The sequence below is a fragment of the Rhodococcus zopfii NBRC 100606 = JCM 9919 genome (assembly GCF_001895025.1).
In the GTDB taxonomy this organism is placed as follows: domain Bacteria; phylum Actinomycetota; class Actinomycetes; order Mycobacteriales; family Mycobacteriaceae; genus Rhodococcus; species Rhodococcus zopfii.
Window position 1 is genome coordinate 45488 of record NZ_BCXI01000044.1, and the last position, 7899, is coordinate 53386.

8 protein-coding genes are annotated in these 7899 nt (G+C 66.3%); 4 read left to right on the plus strand and 4 right to left on the minus strand.

Going from position 1 to position 7899, the window contains the following annotated elements:
- Positions 1–108: 108 nt before the first annotated feature.
- From RZ1_RS24215 to RZ1_RS24230, 4 genes are all read left to right on the plus strand, one after another.
- The gene (locus RZ1_RS24215; RefSeq protein WP_072815057.1) at positions 109–1122 is read left to right on the plus strand and encodes an aldo/keto reductase; all 1014 of its coding nucleotides are present in this window, start codon (positions 109–111) and stop codon (positions 1120–1122) included.
- Between the two features lie 267 nt (positions 1123–1389).
- Positions 1390–2622, plus strand: coding sequence for a hypothetical protein (locus tag RZ1_RS24220; RefSeq protein WP_139281960.1), 1233 nt, complete (start codon positions 1390–1392; stop codon positions 2620–2622).
- Positions 2623–2785: 163 nt separating this feature from the next.
- On the plus strand, positions 2786–4108 hold the full coding sequence (locus tag RZ1_RS24225; RefSeq protein ID WP_072815058.1) for an MFS transporter: 1323 nt from the start codon (positions 2786–2788) through the stop codon (positions 4106–4108).
- Positions 4109–4242: 134 nt separating this feature from the next.
- The gene (locus RZ1_RS24230) at positions 4243–4818 is read left to right on the plus strand and encodes a GTP pyrophosphokinase (RefSeq protein ID WP_083583890.1); all 576 of its coding nucleotides are present in this window, start codon (positions 4243–4245) and stop codon (positions 4816–4818) included.
- An 88-nt stretch (positions 4819–4906) separates the two neighbouring features.
- Here RZ1_RS24230 and RZ1_RS24235 read toward each other — a convergent pair whose 3' ends face one another.
- The 4 genes from RZ1_RS24235 to RZ1_RS24250 all read right to left on the minus strand — a co-directional run bounded on the left by RZ1_RS24235 (position 4907) and on the right by RZ1_RS24250 (position 7748).
- Positions 4907–5467: an LpqN/LpqT family lipoprotein gene (locus RZ1_RS24235; RefSeq protein ID WP_072815059.1), complete on the minus strand. Its 561-nt coding sequence runs from the start codon at positions 5465–5467 to the stop codon at positions 4907–4909.
- Positions 5464–6300: a hypothetical protein gene (locus RZ1_RS24240; protein ID WP_139281961.1), complete on the minus strand. Its 837-nt coding sequence runs from the start codon at positions 6298–6300 to the stop codon at positions 5464–5466. The genes RZ1_RS24235 and RZ1_RS24240 overlap by 4 nt, the downstream gene beginning before the upstream one ends.
- Before the next feature lie 156 nt (positions 6301–6456).
- Complete coding sequence (locus RZ1_RS24245; protein ID WP_072815061.1) at positions 6457–7452, minus strand: hypothetical protein; 996 nt, start codon at positions 7450–7452, stop codon at positions 6457–6459.
- Entirely contained in the window at positions 7449–7748 is a 300-nt protein-coding gene (locus RZ1_RS24250; RefSeq protein WP_238071854.1) for a hypothetical protein, read from the minus strand. Before RZ1_RS24250 ends, RZ1_RS24245 begins: the two co-directional genes overlap by 4 nt.
- Positions 7749–7899: the final 151 nt, after the last annotated feature.

Consider the following 7899-nt stretch of genomic DNA (forward strand, 5'->3'; position numbering starts at 1 on the left):
TGGCGATTTCAAGTCCTGCCGCCGCGCGGGATTTCGGGAAGGATCGGATGACGGAAATGTGCCCGGGCCGCTGCGTGCTCGGGAATCGAGGAATCACGAGGAGAGTTCATGCCCGTCCCCACCGTCGAACTGGCTCCCGGTCTGACCGTCAGCGCGCAGGGTTACGGCGCCATGTCGGTCGCCCCCGTCTACGGCGCCACCGATCCCGGCGAGGCGCTCGCGACCCTGCATCACGCCGTCGACCTGGGCGTGACGTTCATCGACACCGCCAACGTCTACGGTGACGGACTCAGCGAGACCGTGGTCGGCAAGCTGCTGAAGGACCGCCGCGACGAGGTGCAGCTGGCCACCAAGTTCGGGCTCATCGGCGCGCTCGGTGGCAGCAACGCCGCCGGTCCGCGCAACCGCCGGATCAACGGTCGCCCCGAGTACGCTCGGCAGGCGATCGACGAGTCGCTGCAGCGGCTCGGTGTCGACAGCGTCGACCTGTATTACCTGCACCGCGTCGACCCCGAGGTTCCGATCGAGGAGACGGTCGGCGCGCTGGCCGAACTGGTCCGCGCCGGCAAGGTCCGGAACATCGGACTGTCGGAGGCGACCGGTGACGAACTGCGCCGCGCGCACGCAGTCCATCCGATCGCGGCGATCCAGTCCGAGTGGAGCATCGTCTCGCGCGACGTCGAGAAGCACGTGGTGCCGACCGCCGCGGAACTCGCCATCGGGTTCGTGCCGTACTCGCCGGTGAGCCGCGGTCTGCTGACCGACGCGTTCGACGCGACGCAGGTCGAGGAGAAGGACCTGCGTCGCCGCTTCCCGCGCTTCGCGGAGGACGCGCTGCCGGGGAATCTGAAGGTGCGCGGTGAGGTCCGTGCCGTCGCCGACGAGCTCGACGCGACCATCGCGCAGGTGGCGCTCGCGTGGCTCGACGACAAGGCCCGCACGTTCGGGTTGCCGTCGGTGTCGATCCCGGGCACCCGCTTCGCCGAGCGCGTCACCGAGAACGTCGGGGCGTTGGACGTGACTCTCGACCGGGAACAGGTCGGTCGCCTGGATACGCTCGCGGACCTGGTGGTCGGCCCGCGTGCCGCCGACCCGACGTGGGTGTCGCTCGGCCGCGAGTAGTGTCGGCGCCCGGGGCGCGTCAGGGTCCGTGCCTCGTGTGGCCGGACGCTGACCCCCCCCGGGCATCCGTCTCGTTGGTGCGATGACGGGTTCTCCTCTTCTCGACGGTTCCCGCCGAACCGATGGGCAGGCTGGATAAGCTCGGAACCAGGTCGCGCGACCATGTGGTGATCGGCCGCGTGAGGATCCTGCGCCCGGAGGCTGACGACGCATGGAAGTCGTTGCGAAGCAACAGAAGTTGTTCCGTGTGGGTGAGGACTCCCGGTCGTGTTGACGAGGTCGGCGCCTCGGTGGCGGAAGCCGGCGGATGTCCCGCTCGAGATCGTGATCCTGTGGGTCGCCGCGCTGGGCGCCGCCATCACGGGGGTGTTGCTGGTGCCGATCTCGCAGGGCGTGTTGTCCTACTACGAGGACGGCCTGTACGGACTCGTCCTGTTCGTCTTCGCGTTGCAGGCCGTACTCCTCGGCGTGACGCCGTTCGGCGACGTGAGGAGATCGCCGACCCTGATCGCGGCCGGTACGGTGATCGCCGCGGCGGGGATTGTGAACTGCTTCGTACCCGACCTGCTCGGCGAGGCGCCTCGGCTGCTGTTGGTGGTGTGCTTCGGCCTCGGCGGGGCCACGCAGCTGCTGTGCCTCTTCCTCGGGGGACGGTTCCGCCTGTGGTGGCGGGGCAGTCGGGAGCTCCGGCGTCTGGCACTGGCCTGTGTCGTCGTCTACTCTCTCGCCGTCCTGGTCGCTCTGATCCTGCTGCTCCGGCAAGCGGTGGCCGTGGCGGCGGTGGCCGTGGCGGCGGTGGCCGTGACGGTGCTGACCTACGGGGTGGCGCTCTTCGTCCTCGCGGGTCAGCTCTGGGCAGTCGATCGCGCGTTCCCGCAGCAGGCGCAGGCACGCGCGGGGGACGCGGGCGGACTCGTGACCGACCACACCTTGATGCTCCTGACCGGCATCTTCCTGGTGCTTCTCGGCGTGCTGCTGGTGCCGGTGAACCTCGGGGTGCTGCCGTTCTCGGGCAGTGCGCAGCTGGGGCTCCTCATGGTGATCTTTGCCGTCGAGATGCTCGCTTCGGGTAGCACCCCGGTCGGGGTGTTCCCCCGCACGTGGCTGATGATCGTCGTCGGCCTCGTCTTCGCGGCCCTGGGGATCGTGTCCACCGTCATTCCCTATGTCTTGGTCCCGACGTTGACGGTGCTCATCGGCTTGCTCAACATCGTGGGCGGCGTCCTGACGCTGGTGCGGAACGTGGCACCGCTGTTCACGAAACGCGATGAGGAGTCACCGACGGCCCCGCGACCACCCGTGTTGATCCGCCTCTTCATGGCGCAATTGGCAATGGGCCTGCTCAGCATTGCCTTCGGGGCCGCGATGCTGCTCCCGGGGCTGATCCCCGGCTTGGTGCTCGGGCTCGTCCTTGCCGCGAACGGTGGTGTGCTGCTCTACATGCTCCATCTTCTGCTGGTTGTGGACCGGCAACGGGATGCGTCCGCGGCACCCGCCTGACGCGGGCAGTGTGCGCTCGCTCGACCTCATCGGCAGCCGACTTGCCGGACATCGTGGTTGCGGCATTCGAAAGAGCCCGCCGTACCCCACGGTCGCGGCGCGCCCCTCGGCTGCGAGTAGTACCCGAAAGTAACCTATCTGGACGCGTTAAAGTCTAGACATCATGAAGCGCGTGTGGCTGGTCTGGAGCATCGGGGTCTTCGCCTACGTCGTCGCAGTCCTGCACCGCACCGCGTTCGGTGTCTCCGGCCTGGCCGCGACCGAACGGTTCGACGTCTCACCGGCCGTGCTGTCCGGGTTCGTCGTCCTGCAGATCGTTGTCTACGCGGCCATGCAGATCCCGGCCGGGGTGCTGCTCGACCGGTTCGGCTCGCGCGCCATGATCGCGACCGGCGCCGCGATCATGGCGGTCGCGCAACTTGTCCTCGCGACCACCGAATCGCTTCCCCTCGCCTACACGGCCCGAGTATTCGTCGGCGCCGGTGACGCGCTGACGTTCATCTCGGTGCTGCGGCTGGTACCGGTGTGGTTCGAGCCGCGCCGGGTACCGCTGGTGTCCCAACTGACCGGCATCCTCGGCCAGTTGGGGCAGGTGCTCTCGGCGGTGCCGTTCGTCCTGATCCTGTCCGGCGCCGGCTGGACCGCCGCATACGGAAGTGCCGCGGCACTCGGCGTGCTCGCCTGCGTCCTGGTGGTCGCGATCGTGCGCGACGCACCGCCCGGCGTCGAGGTCCGTTCGGAACCAGCCGGGCTACGCGCGGTCGGTGGGCAGATCGCGGTCGTGTGGAAACGCCCGGGCACCCGGCTCGGGTTCTTCACCCACATGGGCACCCAGTTCTCGGTCACCACCTTCGCGCTGATGTGGGGCATCCCGTACCTGCAGTCCGCGCAGGGTCTGTCCGCGGCGGCGGCCGGGTCGCTGCTCACCGTGTCGGTGGCGACGGCCATCCTCGCCGGACCGGTCCTCGGCGTTCTGTCGGGGCGGTTCCCGAACCACCGGTCCTGGCTGGTGCTCGGCAGCGTGCTCGGCAGCGTCACCATGTGGTCGGTGGTGCTCGCGCTGCCGGGTCCGGCACCGGTGTGGCTGCTGGTGCTGCTGATCGTCGTGATCTCCGTCGGCGGCCCCGGCTCGATGATCGGCTTCGACTATGCCCGCGCCTTCAACCCGAGCGCCGCGCTGGGAACCGCCAACGGGATCGTGAACATCGGCGGTTTCCTCGCGACCCTCATCGTCGTGCAGGTCATGGGCATCGTGCTCGAACGGCTCGGCGGGTACACGTTCGAGTCGTTCCGCGTGGCTTGGCTGGCGCAGTATCCGATCTGGGTGATCGCGCTGACCGGCATCCTGATCTCGCGTGGCAAGGCCCGCCGTGTCGCGGGGGTGTCACCCCGCACGCTTCGCGAGGTGTTGTTCGACCGTTCCGGCGGCCGCCGCAGAAAGCTGGCAGACTCGAACAGAAGCATGTTCGAGGAGGACCAACAGTGACAGCGACGGTGGACGGCACGGATCACAGTGATCCGGCCGCCCTGCAGGGGCCTGCGATCGACCCGGCGGATCACCTGCCGCTCGAATCGGAACTGTCGCCTGTCGAGTTTCGAGGCGACCTGCAGCGCTTCCTCATGGTGTACAAATTCGGCATCGACGAGATGATGACGAAGATCAACATCCTGCGCGACGAATTCGGCTACGTCCACGACTACAACCCCATCGAACACGTCAAATCGCGGCTGAAATCACTCGATTCGATCCTGGTGAAGGCTCGGCGCAAGGGTGTGCCGCGGACCGTCGAGGCAATTCGCGAGCACATCCGCGACATCGCGGGTATCCGCATCACGTGCAGTTTCACCTCCGACGTCTACCGGATCATGGAGATGATCACCCGGCAGGCCGACGTGGGTGTGGTCGAGATCGAGGACTACATCGAGCATCCCAAGCCCAACGGCTACCGCAGTGTGCACGTGATCGTCCAGATCCCGGTGTTCATGTCGGACCGGGTCGAATCCGTGTACGTCGAACTGCAGATCCGCACGGTCGCGATGGATTTCTGGGCGAGTCTCGAGCACAAGATCTACTACAAGCACGACCGCGCTGTTCCCCGGGAACTGCGCGAGGAACTGCGTCTCGCGGCCGACACCGCGCGCGATCTCGATCTGCGCATGGAGTCGTTGCACGAGCGGGTCCATGGGACTCCCTGATCGAAGATCCGCACGGCAGTAGATATCCGCGCGGGTGAACGTGTGGCTGTCTCTTCGCTCGGCGGATCTCGGTGACGAACCGACGTCGTCATCCTGAGAAATCAGAGCCGGGTGTCGTGTCCACGGAAAGTCCGGTGTGGATCGCGAGTGCGCTCGCGGCGAGGTCGGTGCTCGAGTGCGCGCGGGTGGTCACGGTCAGTTGGGTCAGATATCGGTCGTACGCGTCGTCGATCACCACGTAGCGTGTTGCGGCCTCGAACTCCGTGTCGTCGACCCGGTACGTGCCGTGCACGAACACCGACCGGTGTCCGTGGAAGTCGGCTGTCGACGAATGCAATTCGAGCCACTCGGAGAGAGAGCGCGTTTCTGTTGCTGCGATGTCGAGCAGTTCGTCGGTGGGACGCCACCGCGAAAGCCGTCCGTGCAGCAGGGCCGCGTTGGGAGTCCAGTCGTCGACGGTGTACTTCGGTGCAACGATCACGGTGTGCGCCTGCGGAAACACGCCGTGTGCAACCTCGACCCAACCCTCGGGAAGGGGGAGTGCGACGCCTGGATGACGCGTTTCGTTCGGGTGGACCGGGATCAGTGCGACCTCGTGCGCGTCGAGATACCCGCGAAGCGTATTCGTATCGGGGGATTGAGGAATCATCGTGCCGTCTTCTGTGCTCGCGCTGCCCGGAATCGTTCGAATAGTGGGGGCGGGCGCAGAAGTTCGACCGCGTCGGGTCGGGTGATGAGCGCGCGTTGCTCGGGCTCGGCGTGGAGCTTCCGGAGAAGTGCAAGCAGGGTGTTGGGTTCGACGGGCAGCACGTGCGCCATCAGGGTGATTCTGTGGTCGGTATCGTGCAGTGTGCGCACGGAGTCCGGAACAAACTCGGTGTACAGGTCGATCGCGGGGTGCTTACCTGGTTCGAAGTTCCCCCTGACGCCGATGTCGCCGACGCCGATGGCGGAGATCTCGTTCCAAGGAAGGAATAATCTGGAAACTTGGGTGGAGAACAGTATTCGTCGACGAACGTACCGTTCGACACCGTCGCGATAGATGCTCACGGTGGTGTCGAACCGGGTCACAGTGAAGAGCAGGATGACGGCGATCGAGCCGATTGCGCACCCCGCCATGACCATCGCGCCTCCACGGGTGTCCCGGCCGGACGGAAGTAGCGCCTCTCCGACGCCGAGATACCAGGCGGCGGCGGCGGACGCGCCGTATACGGCCCCACCGGCGAGAGCTGCAATCAGGAGGGGGGCCAGCGTCCGGCTCATGGGAATCCGCACTCCTGTGCCGAAGTCGGGATCTTCCCGCGTCTGCACCGTGCGCGACAGGCGGATATGTCGAAATCCAGCCTCTTGAAAACCAAGGAGTGACAACAGCGCGAGCGCTGCTGCTCCACCGACGAACCCGGCAGGGGCAAGCAAAAAGGGAGCGCGGCGAAGATCTCGTACTGCGAGAGCGACGGCAAGCGTACCGACCGCCAATATCATGAACGCAAATGCAAGTGGTATGAAGCGTAGCGGCTGCGGCCACGCCGGGGGCTCATCCCGATCCTGGGAATCGTTCCGCGGTGTGTCGGAGCCCGGGCTCGGTCCCGTCATGGCAATACTCCTCGTCGATGCCTGTGTTTCGGCGTGATCATTGGTTCAGTCCCAAATTGCTTGCAGGGACTTCGAGGTGAGGTACGTGATGCCTGCTCCGGCGATCCCGCCCACGACCAGGCCGACGGCAGTCCCCACGCCCGGAGCAACCCCAGTTCCAATGGCCCCGCCGACCTTGGCGCTGGCATAAAATGCGGCGACGAAACCGGCAGCAGAGCCGGCGCCTTCCGTCACTATCGCTTTGGTGGGATCCATTCCGCCTTTGATGTCGTTTGCGATTGCGGGGACCGTGCCGATCGCGGCAGCGAACGGTCCGAGCCCACGTGCGATGTTTCGGGCTATGTCATCGACCGACGCAATCGCCGCGTTCTTCAACCCCGTTCCGGTTGCGTCTGCCATCACGCCGATGGTGGATGCTGCGACGGTGGCCTGCACGTCCGGTTGCCACGAGAATTCCCCGTTCTCGGACCGGACGACCTTTCCGGGAGTGGTGGCCCTCCCCGCATCTTCGAGTGCTGTCAGGGCGGCGCCGATGCGGGTGGAGGCGTCGAGGACGGAGGCTTGGGCCTGGACGAGTGCTTCGAGGAGCGTGACGGTGAGTGCGGCGGCATCCTGCTCGAGCCGGACTCGGGCGAGGTCGAAGCTTCCCGGTTCCGGAAGCAGGAGTTGGAGCAGGGCGATCTGGGCCGACGCGTCGACGGTCCCGTCGTCGTGGACCGTGAACTCCTGTTGCTCGGCGCTGTTGACCACCGTTGTCAGGTGCATGCGCGCGCCTTCGGTGATCACCGCGCCGGTGCGATAGGCGTCTGCGACCTGTTGGAGGGCTCCGGCGATGGCGCTGCCCAGCGATCGTTCGTGCACGATTCGTGCGGCCGCGGAACGTGCGGCAGCACTGTTCCACTGTGCGGCGAGCGCATCCTGGTCGTCGACGAGACCTCGCAGTCGGCCGTCGAGTTTCTCGACGAGTCCGTCGAGCGAGTCGGTTGTTGCCCGGAGTGCGTCGGGATTCCACGTGGTGACGGCGGAGACGGTCGGTGTCACCGGGGCAGGTCCATCGCCGAGAGGGCGGCAACGAAATCGGCTTCGGTGATCTCGTAGTTGTTGGCGGAGCCGTCGGCGAGGTCGGCGATCTCGAGCAACCGCGAGTGCAGGTTGCTCAGCGCGAAGGCGGTCGCGACATTTCCGCGAATGCACAGGTCGCCGAAATCGGTTCCGGGAAGCGCTGATTGCGAACCCTCGAACGGTTCACCGATGTTCCATTCGGTCATTGCCTCGGCTGCGGCGGTGACGGATGCAGCAAACGCGCGCAGTGCCTCCGGATCGACCTTCAACGTCACTGTTCCCCCCGGACAGAATCCCCCGATGTGTCTGCCCGAACCCTAGCAAACGACATCGTCGCCGTCGGCAGCTGAGCCCGTGGTGGTGAAATATGCACGGACGGTGGATATCCGCGCGCAAACCGCCGCGCGCGGCTGTCTTGTGCGTCGG

What these genes read in the sequence shown, in the direction of transcription:
- RZ1_RS24215 (WP_072815057.1), top strand. Translation starts at nt 109, where the DNA reads ATGCCCGTCCCCACCGTCGAACTGGCTCCCGGTCTGACCGTCAGCGCG.
- RZ1_RS24225 (WP_072815058.1), top strand. Translation starts at nt 2,786, where the DNA reads ATGAAGCGCGTGTGGCTGGTCTGGAGCATCGGGGTCTTCGCCTACGTC.
- RZ1_RS24230 (WP_083583890.1), top strand. Translation starts at nt 4,243, where the DNA reads ATGGTGTACAAATTCGGCATCGACGAGATGATGACGAAGATCAACATC.
- RZ1_RS24235 (WP_072815059.1), bottom strand. Translation starts at nt 5,467, where the DNA reads ATGATTCCTCAATCCCCCGATACGAATACGCTTCGCGGGTATCTCGAC.
- RZ1_RS24240 (WP_139281961.1), bottom strand. Translation starts at nt 6,300, where the DNA reads ATGATATTGGCGGTCGGTACGCTTGCCGTCGCTCTCGCAGTACGAGAT.